General features: G+C 41.2%; 11 protein-coding genes and 7 tRNA genes. 1 reads left to right on the top strand and 17 read right to left on the bottom strand.

The genetic code is table 11. The features are described from left to right. Positions 1 to 65 precede the first annotated feature (65 nt). The 9 genes from DFO73_RS23935 to sigW all read right to left on the bottom strand — a co-directional run bounded on the left by DFO73_RS23935 (position 66) and on the right by sigW (position 13,141). A complete protein-coding gene (locus DFO73_RS23935) occupies positions 66 to 1,211 on the bottom strand; it encodes a mannitol-1-phosphate 5-dehydrogenase (protein ID WP_110067211.1) in 1,146 nt (381 codons plus the stop codon). 12 nt (positions 1,212 to 1,223) lie between these two features. Beyond that, positions 1,224 to 3,323, bottom strand: a complete 2,100-nt coding sequence (locus DFO73_RS23930; protein WP_110067210.1) for a BglG family transcription antiterminator — start codon at positions 3,321 to 3,323, stop codon at positions 1,224 to 1,226. Between the two features lie 89 nt (positions 3,324 to 3,412). Continuing rightward, the gene (locus DFO73_RS23925) at positions 3,413 to 5,326 is read right to left on the bottom strand and encodes a PTS mannitol transporter subunit IICBA (protein WP_110067209.1); all 1,914 of its coding nucleotides are present in this window, start codon (positions 5,324 to 5,326) and stop codon (positions 3,413 to 3,415) included. 389 nt (positions 5,327 to 5,715) lie between these two features. After that, positions 5,716 to 7,518, bottom strand: coding sequence for a glutamine--fructose-6-phosphate transaminase (isomerizing) (gene glmS, locus DFO73_RS23920; RefSeq protein WP_110067208.1), 1,803 nt, complete (start codon positions 7,516 to 7,518; stop codon positions 5,716 to 5,718). 552 nt (positions 7,519 to 8,070) lie between these two features. Then, complete coding sequence (gene glmM, locus DFO73_RS23915; protein ID WP_110067207.1) at positions 8,071 to 9,420, bottom strand: phosphoglucosamine mutase; 1,350 nt, start codon at positions 9,418 to 9,420, stop codon at positions 8,071 to 8,073. Positions 9,421 to 9,592: 172 nt separating this feature from the next. Continuing rightward, positions 9,593 to 10,909: a CdaR family protein gene (locus DFO73_RS23910; RefSeq protein WP_110067206.1), complete on the bottom strand. Its 1,317-nt coding sequence runs from the start codon at positions 10,907 to 10,909 to the stop codon at positions 9,593 to 9,595. After that, on the bottom strand, positions 10,902 to 11,729 hold the full coding sequence (gene cdaA, locus DFO73_RS23905; RefSeq protein WP_110067205.1) for a diadenylate cyclase CdaA: 828 nt from the start codon (positions 11,727 to 11,729) through the stop codon (positions 10,902 to 10,904). Before cdaA ends, DFO73_RS23910 begins: the two co-directional genes overlap by 8 nt. A 195-nt stretch (positions 11,730 to 11,924) precedes the next feature. Then, positions 11,925 to 12,560 (bottom strand): anti-sigma factor family protein, encoded by a 636-nt coding sequence (locus DFO73_RS23900; protein ID WP_110067204.1) that lies wholly within the window; start codon positions 12,558 to 12,560, stop codon positions 11,925 to 11,927. Positions 12,561 to 12,577: 17 nt separating this feature from the next. Further along, a complete protein-coding gene (gene sigW, locus DFO73_RS23895; protein ID WP_110067203.1) occupies positions 12,578 to 13,141 on the bottom strand; it encodes an RNA polymerase sigma factor SigW in 564 nt (187 codons plus the stop codon). 176 nt (positions 13,142 to 13,317) lie between these two features. Between sigW and DFO73_RS23890 the strand changes: the two genes are divergently transcribed. Then, complete coding sequence (locus DFO73_RS23890) at positions 13,318 to 13,476, top strand: aspartyl-phosphate phosphatase Spo0E family protein (protein ID WP_110067202.1); 159 nt, start codon at positions 13,318 to 13,320, stop codon at positions 13,474 to 13,476. Positions 13,477 to 13,516: 40 nt separating this feature from the next. Here the strand turns inward: DFO73_RS23890 and rocF are convergent, their stop codons facing one another. From rocF to DFO73_RS23850, 8 genes are all read right to left on the bottom strand, one after another. Further along, entirely contained in the window at positions 13,517 to 14,422 is a 906-nt protein-coding gene (gene rocF / locus DFO73_RS23885) for an arginase (RefSeq protein ID WP_110067201.1), read from the bottom strand. 596 nt (positions 14,423 to 15,018) lie between these two features. Continuing rightward, positions 15,019 to 15,094, bottom strand: a tRNA-Ala gene (locus DFO73_RS23880). Between the two features lie 4 nt (positions 15,095 to 15,098). Next, positions 15,099 to 15,173: transfer RNA gene (locus DFO73_RS23875), tRNA-Gly, on the bottom strand. Positions 15,174 to 15,239: 66 nt separating this feature from the next. After that, positions 15,240 to 15,312, bottom strand: a tRNA-Lys gene (locus DFO73_RS23870). A gap of 143 nt (positions 15,313 to 15,455) precedes the next feature. Further along, positions 15,456 to 15,530, bottom strand: a tRNA-Gln gene (locus DFO73_RS23865). 65 nt (positions 15,531 to 15,595) lie between these two features. After that, positions 15,596 to 15,679, bottom strand: a tRNA-Tyr gene (locus tag DFO73_RS23860). An 89-nt stretch (positions 15,680 to 15,768) separates the two neighbouring features. Continuing rightward, positions 15,769 to 15,844, bottom strand: a tRNA-Thr gene (locus tag DFO73_RS23855). Between the two features lie 8 nt (positions 15,845 to 15,852). Next, positions 15,853 to 15,928 (bottom strand) — tRNA-Val (locus DFO73_RS23850). Positions 15,929 to 15,945 lie beyond the last annotated feature (17 nt).

Raw genomic sequence — 15,945 nt, 5'->3', positions numbered from 1 at the left:
CGAGAATCTCACGACAGCCTGAGGTTAGGAAAACTTAATTCCGCTAATATTTTCTAAAAGAAAGGTTACTTCTTTAAAGATTCATAATGGCTAATAATTTCTTTTGCCAGGTCACTCGAGTTTGTAAGACCACATACTTCTTGAAGTACATACGGGACTCCATTCTCTTTAATCATGACCTGCAGTTTTACTGCATCTTCATCTTCCTCATAATCGAACAGTAAAGCTGCTGCTATTGCTTTTGCAAGATTGGTGTAAGAGAGGCCTGCTTTTTGCGCTTGAACTGCCGGACGTACCAGACGGTCATCCGGGCCAAGCTTTCTCAATGGTGAACGGCCGACTCTCGTTACACCATCATTTAAGTGGGCATTTTGGAAACGGCTGATGATTTTATCAATATATTTCTGATGTTCTTCAGGATCCAAATCATAACGATTAATTAAGTAGGCCCCGGTCTCACTCAAAGTCGCCCGAACTTGCTTGTAAATTTCCTCATCTGCAAGCGTTTGGTCAATCGTTTCTTTATTATCTAAATAGCCAAGATAAGCGATAACTGCATGTCCTGAATTCACGGTAAACAGTTTTCTTTCAATAAAGGGAGCAAGTTCAGGAACAATTTTCATTCCTTCAATAGGTGGAATCTCTTCCGATGTTTCCACAACCCATTCGTGGTACGGCTCAACGAGAACATCGAGTGATCCTTGATTGTTTTGAATCGGAACGATCCGGTCAACAGCTGAATTTAGGAATGCAACCTGATGGTGGACCTTTTCTTTTATTTTATCGTCAAGATGTTCCATGATGTATCCTTTTAGCAAATCTGTTGCTGATATTTGATTTTCACAGGCAATGACGTAAAGCTTTTCACTTTTTCCCTCTTCTACTCTTGCAGTCAAACCTTTGGCAATTAACGGCGCGATTCTAGGCAGTATATTAGGACCGATGGCTGTTGTCAAAAAAGCTGCATTCTTGATCACATCAACTACTTCTTTTTCTTGTTTCAGATTATTTAACCCTGAAACGTTTTCAATTGTCATGGTTTCCTGCTCATCTGTAGCAAGTTTAACCTTATACTGCTTTTCCTCATTTAATTGATTAATAATCTGATCGGCAATATCTACAAAAACAACATTGTAGCCTGATTGGGAAAAAAGGGCACCGATAAATCCTCTGCCAATATTGCCTGCTCCAAAATGCACTGCTTGTCTCATCCAATCATTCCTTTATTGATTTATTTTAAAATTAGATTGAAGATACTCTACAAATATAGTTTCTAGTTTTTTGCAGATCATTTCCTCATTTGCGGAAGAAAAGACCATAATAGCCTCATCAGTTTCAATTATACTTGTGCTGATTAAGCTTAATATCTCCTGTTCTCTTCTGCTTAATTCTGCCGGGGCCAGCATGAGCAGAAGGTTCTTCATTACTACATCGTTCCCATCCATCCCTTTTACAGGACATGGGTCCGGCAGATGGGCAATCTGAAAAATAAGTTGCCGGACATACTTATTCCTGGCATGGAAAAGGGCGATATTAGTTTCAGGAATCCCGAGACCGCCCTTCTTTTCACGCTCTCTCAATGTTTCCAAGACAGCTGCTGGATTTATCAGCAGATTTTCCTCTGCAGCCTTCATTACCATGTTCTTAAGAATCTGTTCCTGACTGGTTCGCTTATCCATTTGATAAAAACGAAAGTTATGGATAATAGCCCCGATACTCTGCTGAATATCTTTAACCTCCTGAAGCATATCGGTTAAGGCCATATTTTTCTTATTGTCAGGAGTAGTCACATAATCGTGTTCCATCTTTTGGTATTGCTTATCTTTTGTAAGGTTTTCTATGTTGTTCTGTAAAAAGTTTTTTATAGTAAGGATGTTTTCTTCACTTAAGAGCGGGTTCACCAAAATATACTCAGCATTTATAATAGGAAGACGGACAGTAGAAAGAATAATGTCATATGCTTCCAGGTTCGCATCCTCTGTTATTTCCTTTATCGATTTGATGTCAATTTCATCGATCTCTGTTATTTCTTTTTTTATTCTGCTCATCAGCATCTTGGATGTTCCAATTCCAGTTGGGCATATCACAAGAGCTTTAATCAGCAAATTCTCTTCTTGCATCACCAAAGCTGATCCGAAATGCAGAACCATAAAAGCTATTTCATCATCGGGAAAATGATCAATTTCTTTGAATTGCTCTTCAACACTATTTTTTACAGCCATGAAGAGGATGGGATACTTCCGCATGATTTCCTCTTTAAGCGGATTAAATGAATCCAATTTCTGTTTCATACGGAATAAGGCTGGTTCCATGTGGGCAAGCAGCCCCTGGAATAAGGAAAAATCCCTTGTAAAATCCACATGGAGCTGATCAGAAACTGATTTGATCACGTTTTTTATCATCTGGGCGAGCACAATGCTGTCATAAGGAACTGCCTCGGCTCCCCGGAGCTTTGTACCTTTGAGATTCAGCGCCAAATAACGAATGTCTTTTTCTGAAAAGGCTATTCCAAATTTTTGTTCCAGTTCATTTGTTATTTGCCTCATTACGTCATACTCAACGGCTATTTCTTTTTCCGGAAGGCTTACATCCCTACTGATAAAATATTGAGACTCTATCCTCTGCAAAGTGATATAAATATGTAGAATGATTTCCAGATGTCCGCTATCCGCAAAATGGGCATGTGCACGATTAAATGCTGCATTGGCTAAGGAGCTGACTTCCAGAAGATACTTCGGAACAAAATAATGAAGCATTCTTTCCTCAGGAAGATCCCCTTTTTCGAGTAAAAACAACTTCTCAATTAATTCCTCATTAAAATATTGAAGGAAATAATGCACCAGCGCTCTGCGTTTGTTTGCTTCTGTGCCCTCAAGCGCAACTCCGACCCCTCTTTTTCTTGTAAGCTGCAATTGAAAATTTCCCAGCCATACAGCCAGTTCATCTAAGTAAGCTGCAAGCGTTGCCGTACTGATCCCCAGATGACCTGCTAAGACCTGAGTTTTATATAATTCCTCCTCCAGAATTGCTAAGAGAAGGCGTAATTTCCGTTCCTGTGGAGGCTGATCAATGGGATCTATGCTTATCAAATGCTGGATTAGCCGGTATACTTGTTCATTCTTTCCCTCAATAACCAGCCCCTGATCTGTATTGCGCATAAGCTTCAGGTCAAACTCCCTAATAATTTTTTCCACTGTCTTTAAATCTCTTTGAATTGTCCTTGCACTAACATTTAGAGTGGAGGCAATTGATAAAGCTGTGTGTTTTCCTGATGTTTTAATAATTAGTTCGATAATTGCTTTTTCCCTCGATGTGATATACATGGGATCATCTCATTCCTGAGTGAAGTGAAGAGAAAACAATGAATAGAAAAGCGAAGAAATACGCTTTTCTATTCACTATTGAAACTAATTTATTTCTTGCCAATGATATCGATAATAGTCTGTGCTGTATCAGCCTCTACCATCTTTTCGATATTTTCCATATCCGAGCATGTTACAGCAATTCCGGATAATATTTCAAGATGCGTACCATCTTTCCCCGCAATACCGAAAATCAAGCGTACCTTCTGGCCATCAAAATCAACGCCATCAGGCACCTGAACCACTGTAAAACCTGATTTGATGACAGCTTTTTTTGCTTCTTCCGTCCCATGCGGGATTGCAACATCATTTCCCATATAAGTTGACGTAATATTATCACGTTCAATCATCGCTTCGATATAGCTCTCATCAACATAACCTGCGTTTACCAGAGCTCTTCCGGTAAATCGAATGGCATCTTCCTTATTAGCAAACTGCTTATTCAAAAATACATTTTCCGGACGAAGCAAATCATCTTCATGCGCCATTTCCTGGTCCTGATTATCAGGAACATTGTCTTCAGCATCTTCAACGATTTCATGAAGCTCGGAATTCGCCGGGAACTGCAATTCACTGATTAACTTATCGTACTCCGGACTTGAAAGGAAGTTATCGACAGAAATATGATAAGCGTTTGGCACTTTATTACGCGCTCTCGGAGTCAATTCTTCCTGTGTAATGACAATCTGGGCATCCGCTGGAAGATTGCTTATTGCTGTATTCGTGACAGCAATATCCATTCCAGCTTCCTTCACCTTTTTACGAAGAAGGGATGCTCCCATGGCACTTGAGCCCATTCCGGCATCACAGGCAAAATAGATTTTTTGAACATTGTCAGGCATAGCTCCCTGATCTCCCGCAAATACATTTGACACGGAGCTTTTCTTGCCTTTCATTTCCTGCATTTTTTGTGCAGCTGCTTCAATATCCTCTTCACCCTGCTTCCCTGTTTTTAAAATAAAGGAAGAAACGATGAAGGATACAGCACCAGCCACAAGCACACCAGCAAAGTTAGCTAAATACGCACTTGCATGGTGTGGCGTTACTGCAGTAATCGCAATAATGCTTCCAGGTGATGATGGAGCAAATAATCCTCCGCCTAACAGAACCAACGTGAAAACACCGCTCATTCCGCCAAGGATAACCGCCAAAATCAGCATCGGGCGCATAAGAATATACGGGAAGTAAATCTCGTGAATACCGCCGAAAAAGTGGATGATTCCAGCACCCGGGGCAGATTTCTTTGCATTTCCCTTGCCGAAAAACATATAGGCAAGCAGGACACCGATACCAGGACCAGGGTTTGCTTCAAGAAGAAACAGAATGGACTGTCCGGTTTCTTTTACCTGTTCAACACCAATAGGTGAAAGAACACCATGGTTGATAGCATTATTTAAGAACAGCACTTTTGCAGGTTCAATCAGTATGCTCGTCAATGGCAGCAGGCCTGTTCCAACCAGCCAGTCAACACCAGCAACAAGCCATCCAGTAAAGGTATCAATGACAGGGCCAACGCCCAAGAATGCAAGGATGGCGATTATTGCACCAAGAATTCCCGCTGAGAAATTGTTAACCAGCATTTCAAATCCTGCCCGTACTTTCCCTTCAACCATCTGGTCAAATTTCTTGATTACCCATCCGCCAAGCGGACCAATAATCATGGCGCCAAGGAACATAGGGATATCTGCGCCGGCAATGACCCCCATCGTCGCGATGGCACCGACAACAGCTCCACGCTGCTCATGCACCAGCTTACCTCCTGTATACCCGATTAATAATGGAAGCAAGTAGGTCACCATCGGATCTACCATTTTGGCAAGGCTTTCATTTGGAAAGAAGCCAGTTGGTATAAATAAAGCTGTAATTAACCCCCAAGCAATGAAAGCAGAAATATTCGGCATGACCATAGAGCTAAGAAAATTACCGAACTTCTGAACAGCTACTTTTATATTAGATTGAGCCATTTACACTCATCCCCTTCAGATGTATAGTACTTAATTATCCTAAGGTACAATACCATCAAACTCAACAAAGTTGATAACTAATTTTGTCGCAGCATCAATGACAAATTTATTGTTTCTCAATAGAATGGTGTTTATTCTGTTAGGTTCTTGAACCCTATTTATGCTCTTAACTCTTTTAAAAACAGACGGTTTACAAAGGGTTATATTTTCGCCTCTATTTTTCTTGCCCGGCAATGTCCGTTCTTTTTTTCTTGGATAATTATTAAACTAAGCCAACAATATTAAAGTTCTATTTTGGTATTAAAAAACGCTAAAAAAGAAAACTGCTCCCTAAGGAACAGTTTTCTTTTTTAAAGTCAAGTTAATGTAGTTTATTATTGTATTTCGGCTTACTCCACTGTAACCGACTTAGCCAGGTTACGTGGCTTATCTACGTCACATTCGCGATGCAGCGCCGCAAAGTAAGAAATTAATTGTAATGGTATAACAGAGATAAGAGGTGTTAATAATTCATTCACTTCCGGGATGATGAAGCTGTCTTCTTCCGTTTCCAGCCCCTTCATGGAAATGATGCAAGGATTTGCTCCGCGGGCAACTACTTCTTTTACGTTTCCGCGAATGCTTAAGTTAACACTTTCTTGAGTTGCCAAGGCGATGATTGGCGTACCGTTCTCGATTAAAGCGATTGTTCCATGCTTCAATTCTCCGCCGGCAAAGCCTTCAGCTTGAATATAAGAGATTTCTTTCAGCTTAAGCGCACCTTCTAGGCCAACATAGAAATCGATTCCGCGGCCAATAAAGAAAGCGTTGCGCGTCGTTGAAAGGAATTTGCGTGAGATTTCCTCAAATTCTTCCTTCGCATCGCAAAGAACTTCCATTGCATTTGCTACAATTCCCAGCTCCTGAATAAGGTTAAAGTCTAATTCAAGACCGCGGCTCTTTGCAGTAACTTCTGCAAGAATAGATAGAACAGCAATCTGGGCTGTATAAGCTTTTGTAGAAGCAACAGCAATTTCAGGGCCTGCATGCAGTAATAAAGTGTAATCTGCTTCACGGGATAAAGTTGAACCTGGAACGTTCGTAATCGTTAATGCCTTATGGCCCATTTCCTTCACATTAACAAGCACGGCACGGCTGTCTGCTGTTTCACCGCTCTGGGAAATAAAGATGAATAGCGGCTTTTCTGAAAGCAATGGCATATTATAGCCAAATTCACTAGAAATGTGGACCTCAACTGGAATCTTCGCTATTTTTTCAATAAACTGCTTTCCAACAAGACCTGCATGATAAGAAGTACCAGCCGCAATGATATAAATGCGGTCAGCATCATTCATCGCATCTACAATTTCCTGGTCGATTGTTAGATCGCCCCGGTCATTTTGGTACTTCTGAATGATTTTGCGCATCACTAAAGGCTGCTCATCGATTTCTTTTAGCATATAGTGAGGATACGTTCCTTTTTCAATATCACTGGCATCCAGCTCAGCAGTGTATGGGTCACGGCTGATGTCATCACCATTCAGATTCTGAATCTTGACTTCATTCTTTGTGACAATAACGATTTCTTTATCCATTAGTTCAACGTATTGATCTGTAACTTGAAGCATTGCCATTGCGTCAGACGCTACAACATTAAATGTTTCGCCTAACCCGACTAAAAGCGGGCTTTTGTTTTTCGCAACAAAGATCGTTTCATTGTTTTGTTCATCTAAAAGGGCAAGAGCGTAAGAGCCTTTTAAAAGTGTAAGCGTTTTGCGGAACGCCTCTTCAGTAGTTGATCCTTCGTTTACGAACAAATCAATAAGCTGAACGATGATTTCCGTATCTGTATCACTTTTAAGAGTAACTCCCTGCAAGTATTCGCGCTTTAAGATGTCATAGTTTTCAATTACGCCATTATGAACAAGCGTAAAACGGCCGGAAGTACTTTGATGGGGGTGGGCATTTACCGTGCTTGGCACTCCGTGAGTAGCCCAGCGAGTATGTCCAATCCCTGTGTTTGCCATTACACCTTCGTCAACAATGTTGCGCAAATCGGCAATACGGCCTTTTTCTTTGAAAACCTGAACGCCATTGTCGTTCATAACAGCGATTCCTGCTGAGTCATAACCTCTATATTCAAGCTTTTCCAAGCCTTTTAATAAAATTTCTTTCGTATCCTGATTTCCAATATATCCAACGATACCACACATACTTCTCTTCCTCCTAAAATGAAGGGGCAAGAAGCCTTTTCGGGGCAGTCTTGCCCCTTATCTCTGTAATTGATTTATTATAGCTCCAGCACCAAGCGCTAAGGAATTCTCCTTAGTTTACCTCTCAGGAACAAGCTGCCCTTGTTCAAAAGGCGCTTTTGCTTTTCTATTTAGCATTCCCTTCTCTTTGTCCATTCAGTTGCCCAAATGTTTTAAAGAAGAAATTGTCGGTTGTGCTTTCAACCGGGAGGCATCCGCCGAACATTCGATAAACCTCCTCCTCGTCAACTAATCCTTTACGTCCAGGATCAGTTCAGGCGCTTTTAAAAATATTTATTTTCACTATCCACCTTTCTCTTCTTGAATGAGGACATTTTGTATTCTTAAATACAAAAACAGGATTATCATACATCAAAGTCAGACTTCCGTCAACAGATAACTTCATAGAGGCAGCAATATGGGGATTCCCTAAATGGAAAAGGTGTAAACTCCCATATATAAAAATATGCATAAGGGAGTTCAGGAGTTCCCTTATGCATATTAATTGTGCTCCTATTCTTTTAATCCCATTTCACTCTCTACAACAGCAGAAATGCGCTCTACATAAGATGAACATAGTTCACCTGTTGGAGCTTCTGCCATCACTCGTACAAGCGGCTCTGTACCGGAAGGACGGACAAGAATTCGGCCATTTCCATTCATTTCTTCCTCAACCTGTGAGATCACTTCTTTAACTTTCTCATTATCCGTTACGTGATGCTTATCTGTCACGCGGATGTTTACAAGCTTTTGCGGGAATTTTTTCATTTCCTTTGCAAGCTCGGATAATGGCTTCTTTGTTACTTTCATAATATTTACAAGCTGAAGACCTGTCAGAAGGCCGTCGCCCGTCGTAATATAGTCTAGGAAAATAATATGTCCTGACTGTTCACCACCAAGGTTATAGCCATTCTTCTTCATTTCTTCTACAACATAGCGGTCACCTACAGCAGTCTGAACGCTTTGGATGCCATTTGATTCAAGTCCTTTATAGAAACCAAGATTGCTCATAACAGTCGAAACAACTGTATTATGCTTTAGCCTGCCTTGTTCTTTCATGTATTTTCCACAGATATACATAATTTGATCGCCATCCACAATATCTCCATTCTCATCAATGGCAATCAGACGGTCGCCGTCTCCATCAAAAGCCAAGCCTACATCTGCTTCTTTTTCCTTCACAAATGCAGCAAGCGCTTCAGGATGAGTCGAGCCTACACCTGCATTGATATTTAATCCGTTAGGAGAAGCCCCCATCATGGATAAGTCCGCATCAAGATCAGCAAACAAGTGTGTGGCAAGCGGTGAAGTTGCACCATGTGCACAATCCAGTGCAATATGTATGCCTGAGAAATCCTCGTCTACCGTCTGCTTAAGATATTGAAGGTATTTCTGTCCGCCTTCAAAATAATCATTAACTTGGCCGAGATTTTCTCCAACCGGTCTTGGCAGCTGGTCCTCCGCCATATCCATTAATTCCTCAATCTCTGCTTCCTGATCATCGGAAAGCTTGAATCCGTCCGGACCAAAGAATTTAATCCCGTTATCCTCAACCGGATTATGGGAAGCAGAAATCATAACCCCGGCTTCAGCACCAAGAGCTTTGGTTAAATACGCAACTCCCGGAGTGGAAATAACTCCGAGACGCATCACTTCTGCGCCAATTGACAACAGTCCCGCTACAAGTGCGCCTTCCAGCATATGGCCGGATATGCGGGTGTCACGCCCAATTAATACCTTTGGACGATCATGGTCTTTCGTCAATACGTACCCTCCGAAACGGCCCAGTTTAAAGGCCAGTTCCGGTGTTAATTCGCTATTTGCAACTCCGCGTACTCCATCTGTACCGAAATATTTACCCATTTTTCTAATCGCTCCTTCTTACTATTAAAGTGAAACTTTCATTAGCAGGGGACTTTTTCCCCACTAGTGGTTAGTTGAACCAATCGGGCTTTTACGGACAATTGAATTGTCCGCAGGGACCTCCTTAATCCTTGAATCCATTCATTTGGAGGTTGAGATCACTGCCCGTTAATTAAGCCTCTTCTTTTTTCGTGATAGATATTAACGCTTTTCCTGCTGCAGGCTTTGAATCTACCTCCGCGGGCCCGTCGACATTTATATTTACTTCATGGTCCCCCTCGCCAAGGTCGGCCAAATCCAGATAAACACTAAAATCCTCGGCACTAAGCTCCTGAACCACGCTGCTCTTTCCGGAAACCGTTATACTTGTCCTTCCGGAAGCCGGATTTTTAAGGACAGCATCAAACTCTTCGGATAACCCTGCTAAATTGATCGGGAGGTTTGAAAATGTTTTTGTTTCCTCCGTTGCTTGTCCTTGCGTTTGTTCTGCCGGTTCTTGTTCTTCCGCAGTTTCCTCTTCTTCTGCATCTTCCGCTATGCTTACATCTATATTAGCCTTGACCGTTTTCGGGTCGGCCCCTGAAATGCCATCCGGAATGATAACCGGGACAGTAAGCACAGTATCTTCTTGTATCCGGCTTACATCCACTTCCACTCTTACACTTTCTGTCTCATTTAGAACATCTTCACGTCCGGTAATGACAGCCTCTTTTACATCAAGCTCAATAGAATTAATAGTTACTCCATCTTGCGGACTCCCTTGCCGGACGATTGTAATGGGAACCGTTTTGCTTAACTGCTGAACTGGTACGGTTACCCGAATCACTTGCGGTTCCACGATAACATCAAGTTTATTCATCTCACGGTCCAGCACCCTCACCGTTGCTTCCTCTGTTATTGTCTCTGTAATAGGCCCTTTTAAATCAAGGGTTGCTTTGACAAAGCTAATTCGATCAATAACCTCTTTTGCTCCGGTAATTTTGACTGTATTGGGTTCTGCAACCGCTGCTTCGGATGTATAGCCTTCTCCAAGCAAGTTTTTATTAAATTCTGCATCCACTCTAAACTCTTGTGTCACTTTCTCATGTATGGTGACATCTGCATATTGCGGATCAATTGAAACGTTAAGCTTGTCGGAGATATCCCTTATTTTTATTTCAACTCTTTGATTTCCTACTTCTGCATCCGATAAATCCACATAAACTTCAAAGTTTCTTTGTGTTTTAGCCGGCTGCAGATGGCTTTTTGGACCAGTGACGGTCAAATCGACTGTATCCGGTATCCCTGTAACCACCAGATTTTCGGTATCATAATAACTTTTTACCGGCACATCCGCAATAATTTCGGAATCCTTTTGACCAGGAACATTTACATTCTTTAACTCTTTATCAGCATCATATACAGAATCAAATAGAAAGAGCGCCAATATCAAGGCGACAATCTTCATAAACCAGCGCGTATCGACAAGTTTATCAATGAACTTATCCATTCTTTTTTCCCCTCCAGTTCCAACGACCTGAAGAAGTCTGCTTTATTTTATATTGAGCCAGCAATTCATTCGAAAGCATATCTTTAAAAGTATCCGATTTTAAATCACGATGCAGTTCACCGTTCTTTGTTAGAGAAACACTTCCCGTTTCCTCAGAAACAACAATTGTAATACTATCGGTTACTTCACTAATACCTAAAGCTGCCCTATGTCTGGTGCCTAGCTCTTTTGAGATAAATGGGCTCTCCGAAAGCGGCAAGTAACAGGCTGCAGCTGCGACACAATTTTTTTGGATGATGACAGCTCCATCATGCAGCGGGGTGTTTGGAATAAATATATTAATGAGAAGCTCGGATGAAATTTTCGAATCAAGCTGTATGCCCGTTTCAATATAATCCCCCATCCCTGTTTCCCGTTCAACCGAAATAAGTGCGCCAATGCGGCGTTTAGCCATGTAATCTACAGCCTTGGCAATAGACTCTACCAGTTTCTCCTGATCCTCCTCCTCCTGATTTCCGCTCCTTGAGAAGAATCTCCCTCTTCCCAATTGTTCCAGCGCTCTTCTTAACTCCGGCTGGAAAATAATTATGATGGCTAGAAATCCCCAGAGAAGCACTTGTTCCATCATCCATCCTAACGTTTGCAGGTGGAACTTGTCGCTCGCCACTTTAACAAGGATAATGACAAATATCCCCTTTAGCAATTGGACAGCCTTCGTTCCTTTGACAATCATTATAAGTTTATAGATGACGTACCAAACAAGGAGAATGTCTATTGTATTAGCCAACAATTTCAAAATAGAGAAATCTGCAAACGACATTGTCCTTCCTCCAAATATATATTTCAAAAGCAATAAGCTTTTTGTTTAAGCTATGGTTTATATATGTAACTTTCATATTATATCATATTTAAACCTAATTCCAATTTTGAGACAACGCATAATAGCTGGAAAATTTGATTGCGCTGATATATTAATAATCCCTGCTCTAGAGCAGGGATTCATTTCTTTTATTTACTATTTTTCTTTCTCGGCTTCATCATTGTCAAAGACACTCACAATATCCTTTGATGCCTTTTTAATGTGGTACCATATCCATTCAAAAATGGCATTAACCTCTTCTATTTCTCCCGTTACCTTTCCTGCAGAAGCCATATACTGCTCCCCATTAATGACAGTAACATTTCCTTCTACCTGACCTTGAATTTCCAAAGTTCCATTTTTCACAACGACATCACCTTTTACAACTTCTCCTTCCGGAACGATAACCTTATCATTTTCCACCACCAGATTTGGCTGTTTAGAAACTGATAACTGGTGGTCCTGATCCCAAGAAGAAATGAGGCTGCCCATCATTAAAACAAGAAATAAGGATGCTGCGGTTAAAAGCGGATGCTGCCTAAACCATCGCTGAACACCAACCTTGCGCTTTTCCTTAGGAAGTTTCGCCATAACATTTGCTGTAAAATTATCTGGTGCCTGTATATGTGAAGTGCTTTGGACTAAAGCTATCGTCTTTTTCAATTCATGGAAATGATTTTGGCACTCTTCGCAGCTTTGCAGATGTGCCCTTAATTCCTTTTCATGTTTGGCTGAGATCTCTTCATCTAAATACTCATGCATATAAAGAATAATTTCTGCTGGACATTTCAAAGTTCTCACCCTCTTTACTAAACATATCGTAATTGATTTCTAAGTGCTTCCCGGCCCCGGTGTATTCGGGTTTTTACCGTCCCCAAAGGTAGATCCAGCGTTTCACTGATCTCATTTAACGATAACTCTTCAATATACTTCAGTACAATAACCGACCGGTATTTTTCAGGCAGCTTGGATATCTCCCTTTGAATGGTCTCCTGCAGCTCCAAGCTTTCCACATCGTCTTCTGGCAGCCTTGTATCCGAAGCAATTTGAGAATACATATTAAGCCCATCTGTTCCTGCGACCTCTGCATCCAGATAATAATCCGGCTTCTTTTTCCTAATTCTGTCTATACAGAGATTAGTGGCAATCCGATATAGCCAAGTAGAAAACTTCAATTCAATATTAAAGCTGCTGATATTGACATAGGCCCTTAAAAAGGCTTCTTGTGCTATATCTTCCGCTTCATGCCTGTTCCCCAGCATTCTGTAACAAATTTGAAAAACCTTATCTTTATATATTTCAACTACATCAGCATAAGCATCCTGGTCGCCTTTTAATACTTGCTTAATCCTTTTCTTTACGACTGTCTCCATTTTTTTACCTCCGCTCCACTGCGGCTAATCGATATTACGAATCGATAGCGGAAAAGGTTTCATTTTTTTATAAAAAACATTCATTTTCTATATTAACAAATATTTACTTCTTCTGGTTTAAAAAAATTTTTTCAGGGGTATAAAAGTACTAAAATTTTGGAAAAGGGTTGGTTACGGTGTGTGTCAATGACTTATTAAGAGATATTGAGGATTGCCGGTCGGAAATGGTAAAGTTAGCAGCAGTTACTTCATTTACTAACCACCGGGTTGTAGAAACTAGCATTAAACTCGATCGACTTCTTAATAAATACTATATACTCACATCAAAAAAATGAGCAGAACTCATATCGGTTCTGCTCATTTTTTATGATGCTCTTAAAGAAGCTTCTCTCCAAACAATGAACCCATAAGCGCTACTGCTACAGTAGCCGTTTTATTTTTATCATCCAGAATTGGGTTGACTTCCACAAATTCTGCCGATGTGATAATTTGAGCCTCTGCAAGCATTTCCATTGCCAGGTGGCTTTCACGGTAGCTGATTCCGCCAATTACCGGTGTTCCAACCCCTGGTGCATCATGCGGATCAAGCCCATCAAGATCTAATGACAGGTGGACGCCATCCGTATTGCGCTCTTTTAAATATGTAATAGACTCTTCCATGACCTTTGTCATACCGAGACGATCAATTTCATGCATTGTATAAACTTTAATGCCGTTTTCTTTAATTAGCTCTCTTTCCCCTTCATCTAAAGACCTCGCACCAATAATGACAATGTTCTCCGGCTTAACCTTTGGCCCATAACCGCCGACATTGGTTAATAACGAATGACCGATTCCAAGGCTGACTGCAAGAGGCATCCCATGAATGTTTCCGGATGGCGAGGTTTCAGCTGTATTTAAATCTCCATGGGCATCATACCAGATAACCCCCAGATTCTTGTAATGCTTGGATACACCTGCCAATGTTCCAATGGCAATGCTGTGGTCACCGCCAAGCACTAATGGGAAAGATCCTGCCTCTATAGCCTTATCTACTTCTTCAGCCAGCTTTTCTGTCTTTTCAGCAATTAAATCCAAGTTTCTAAGATTGGATTCCGGATCAACCTGTACTTCCGGTCTTCCAATTGCTATATCACCCTGGTCATGGATTTCTTCAAATAAACCCTTTAACCTTTCATTCACGCCAGCGTAGCGGATGGCGCTTGGCCCCATATCTACACCGCGTCTCATCTGCCCTAAATCCATCGGCATTCCAATTATCGATAATTTCTGTCTTTTCATAATCTGTGTCCTCCCTTTCCCTTTATACTATTATTTTAACCGCTTTCAAACATATGACTCAACTCGACAAAATCGTGTATATATATGCGGTTAGTAAGGGAGAAAAACAGTATATGGGAGAGCATTTATATTGCTCTTCACTTTGTTTGTGAGGTTCAATTGTGAAATTTGAAAACAAATAAGAGAAAATGGCTAATAAACCATGAAATTTAGCGAACATTCCCAGCAATTACCTAACAAATTGCTGAAAATAACAAATAAACTACCGAAAAGAGATAATAAACTATGGCTGTAGCCTCGAGTCTTTCCGAAAACTGGGTAAATTCTATTTCAATTTTCCTGCTAATCTTTCTTAGATTTTCTTTTATGCATCACTTTTCTAATTTATGAACTACTTTTCTGCTGTTTATGCTTCACTTTTTACATATGAACCACGTTGTCCGATTTTACGTGCCACATTTGAGTTTTAGGCGTTAGTTCCCGAGCTAATGGGTTTTAGCTCTTGATCTAGAAAGCCTATCGTCAGTTATATATCTAAGTTGTAAAAACAAAAAATCCTTAAACCATGATGGCTTAAGGATTAGTTATATGTATGATGGTGGAGCCTAGCGGGATCGAACCGCTGACCTCCTGCGTGCAAAGCAGGCGCTCTCCCAGCTGAGCTAAGGCCCCATTTTGGAGCGGAAGACGGGATTCGAACCCGCGACCCCCACCTTGGCAAGGTGATGTTCTACCACTGAACTACTTCCGCAAACCTTTTTATTCGAAAATATGACCTTCAGGAATCGATTCCCAAGGTCTGTGTTATTACTAAAAATGAGCCATGAAGGACTCGAACCTTCGACCCTCTGATTAAAAGTCAGATGCTCTACCGACTGAGCTAATGGCTCGAAATAATAATATTTCCTAAATCTTAATACTGCTAAGTCAGATGTTCCAAAGCCCTGCGTGCTTTGTCACAGATTGCTATTCGACGAAGAATGACTGAGATGCTGCAATCTGCTCTACCGACTGAGCTAATGGCTCATAAAAATGGCTGGGCTAGCAGGATTCGAACCTGCGAGTGACGGAGTCAAAGTCCGGTGCCTTACCGCTTGGCTATAGCCCAATAATTAACAAAATAAAAAGGACATTTATAGCTTGTCCAGTTTTGTTGTTTTTATTAAAAATAAATGGTGGAGGGGGGCAGATTCGAACTGCCGAACCCGAAGGAGCGGATTTACAGTCCGCCGCGTTTAGCCACTTCGCTACCCCTCCGAATATTGAGTAGTGCTTTAAACTTCTATTGCATGCTCCAAATCCCTTCGGGATTTTCCGCTGGTGTTTAAACAACGAAGCAATAAAACTGGTGCCGGCGAGAGGACTTGAACCCCCAACCTACTGATTACAAGTCAGTTGCTCTACCAATTGAGCTACACCGGCAAGTTGTATGGTGGAGGATGACGGGATCGAACCGCCGACCCTCTGCTTGTAAGGCAGATGCTCTCCCAGCTGAGCTAATCCTCCAAAATGGTGACCCCTAC

This window comes from Cytobacillus oceanisediminis, assembly GCF_003182355.1.
Classification (GTDB): domain Bacteria; phylum Bacillota; class Bacilli; order Bacillales; family Cytobacillaceae; genus Cytobacillus; species Cytobacillus oceanisediminis_A.
Note: the sequence above shows the minus strand (reverse complement) of the source record. Positions and strands in the feature narration are given on the sequence as shown.

Bases quoted from the DNA above. Each gene is read 5' to 3' on its own strand.
- DFO73_RS23935 (WP_110067211.1), bottom strand. From the start codon at position 1,211: ATGAGACAAGCAGTGCATTTTGGAGCAGGCAATATTGGCAGAGGATTT.
- DFO73_RS23930 (WP_110067210.1), bottom strand. From the start codon at position 3,323: ATGTATATCACATCGAGGGAAAAAGCAATTATCGAACTAATTATTAAA.
- DFO73_RS23925 (WP_110067209.1), bottom strand. From the start codon at position 5,326: ATGGCTCAATCTAATATAAAAGTAGCTGTTCAGAAGTTCGGTAATTTT.
- glmS (WP_110067208.1), bottom strand. From the start codon at position 7,518: ATGTGTGGTATCGTTGGATATATTGGAAATCAGGATACGAAAGAAATT.
- glmM (WP_110067207.1), bottom strand. From the start codon at position 9,420: ATGGGTAAATATTTCGGTACAGATGGAGTACGCGGAGTTGCAAATAGC.
- DFO73_RS23910 (WP_110067206.1), bottom strand. From the start codon at position 10,909: ATGGATAAGTTCATTGATAAACTTGTCGATACGCGCTGGTTTATGAAG.
- cdaA (WP_110067205.1), bottom strand. From the start codon at position 11,729: ATGTCGTTTGCAGATTTCTCTATTTTGAAATTGTTGGCTAATACAATA.
- sigW (WP_110067203.1), bottom strand. From the start codon at position 13,141: ATGGAGACAGTCGTAAAGAAAAGGATTAAGCAAGTATTAAAAGGCGAC.
- rocF (WP_110067201.1), bottom strand. From the start codon at position 14,422: ATGAAAAGACAGAAATTATCGATAATTGGAATGCCGATGGATTTAGGG.